We start from the raw sequence: 1,214 nt of genomic DNA, 5'->3' as shown, positions 1-1,214 counted from the left end.
CGCGAATTCGCCAGTACCAGTTCGGAGCAGCCATTAAAGCTTTGTTCATTGACACCGCGCTAGTACCTATCATATTGATAGGTGCATGACCGAGAATGTGGTTCCGCTGACGCTCTCAAGTCCAAATGCGCTGAGGATGATACGGGAGCTGGCACAGGACAGCGCTAATATCGTAATCGTCCCGCATGGTAAGAAGCGAGGCAGGCAAAGGCACATTACACGGTCGCAAATCGAGGCGTGCATTCGGAAGGGGGTCATTAAAGAGGGGCCTTTTTTGAATGCGCATCACAATTGGCAGGTGACGATGTATCGCCACGCTGCCGGTGAAGAGATGCATTGCGTGGTTGCGATTGATTGGCCCAGTCGGCTGATCGTTATCACGGTGTATCATTGAGGGAGCAAGAGATGGCTTATCATTACAAGGAGAGCGGTCTCGACAACGTGTTCCTGGAGAACGGTTATACCGTACACCAGACGCCGTATGGCGAGGGCGTTTCAATTCACGATACGGAAGGCTTGCATCGACTGATTGGTGAGCAGATCGTTGCTGGTCCGAAGCGGATCAATGGCGCGGAATTCCGCTTTCTTCGCTTGGCGATGGAGTTGAGCCAGCGGAATATCGCCGCAATTATCGGCTCTGAGGAGCAGACGGTGCGCCGCTGGGAAAAGTGCCGAAACCAGCCAGTGAATGGGCCAGCCGACCGGCTGATACGCCTGCTGTATACCGAGTATGTTGGAGGAAACGTCAAAATCCGCGACGCCGTGGATCGCTTGGCGAAACTAGACCAGATCGATCGCACAGAGATTCGCCTGAGAGAAGATCACGACCACTGGCGCGCTGCGGCCTGAACTTCCGAATTGTCCACTGAAACCCCGCCGATTATGGCGGGGTTTTTCATATGCAGGGATCGCGGCTCGGCTTTGGGCCGGGGGATGATCTATGCGCGCTACCCCAGCCTACTCGCCGATTTCGTCTGCCAGTCCTCCTGCGAGAATCTACGATTGGCCTCGGTCGCAGGACTGTACCTCTCGACGCCCGTTGTACATTGGTGGAGCGCATACCTAAGCCCGATGCTTTCGCAGAACGGGAACCTCGTTGACGCGGGCCGGGCTTGATACCGGCATCGGTTCCGAACGGGCCATCGCCCATGATCCCCGAAACTTCGCCTTATGGCTCGTCGCTGCCGGTTCTTCCCGGCCGCCGCGTCGCCCTC

The 1,214-nt window shown here is 56.6% G+C and carries 2 protein-coding genes; both read left to right on the top strand.

Annotated elements, in window-relative coordinates; all coding sequences use genetic code 11:
• The first annotated feature begins 85 nt into the window (after window positions 1-85).
• Window positions 86-394, top strand: coding sequence for a DUF4258 domain-containing protein (locus tag GGR43_RS22935; RefSeq protein ID WP_188074038.1), 309 nt, complete (start codon window positions 86-88; stop codon window positions 392-394).
• Between the two features lie 11 nt (window positions 395-405).
• Entirely contained in the window at window positions 406-849 is a 444-nt protein-coding gene (locus GGR43_RS22930; RefSeq protein ID WP_188074037.1) for a helix-turn-helix domain-containing protein, read from the top strand.
• Window positions 850-1,214: the final 365 nt, after the last annotated feature.

The sequence above is a fragment of the Sphingobium jiangsuense genome (assembly GCF_014196495.1).
In the GTDB taxonomy this organism is placed as follows: Bacteria; Pseudomonadota; Alphaproteobacteria; order Sphingomonadales; family Sphingomonadaceae; genus Sphingobium; species Sphingobium jiangsuense.
The sequence above is the reverse complement of the archived record's forward strand: the minus strand, read 5'-3'. Positions and strand labels throughout refer to the sequence as shown.

Bases quoted from the DNA above. Each gene is read 5' to 3' on its own strand.
- GGR43_RS22935 (WP_188074038.1), top strand. From the start codon at position 86: ATGACCGAGAATGTGGTTCCGCTGACGCTCTCAAGTCCAAATGCGCTG.
- GGR43_RS22930 (WP_188074037.1), top strand. From the start codon at position 406: ATGGCTTATCATTACAAGGAGAGCGGTCTCGACAACGTGTTCCTGGAG.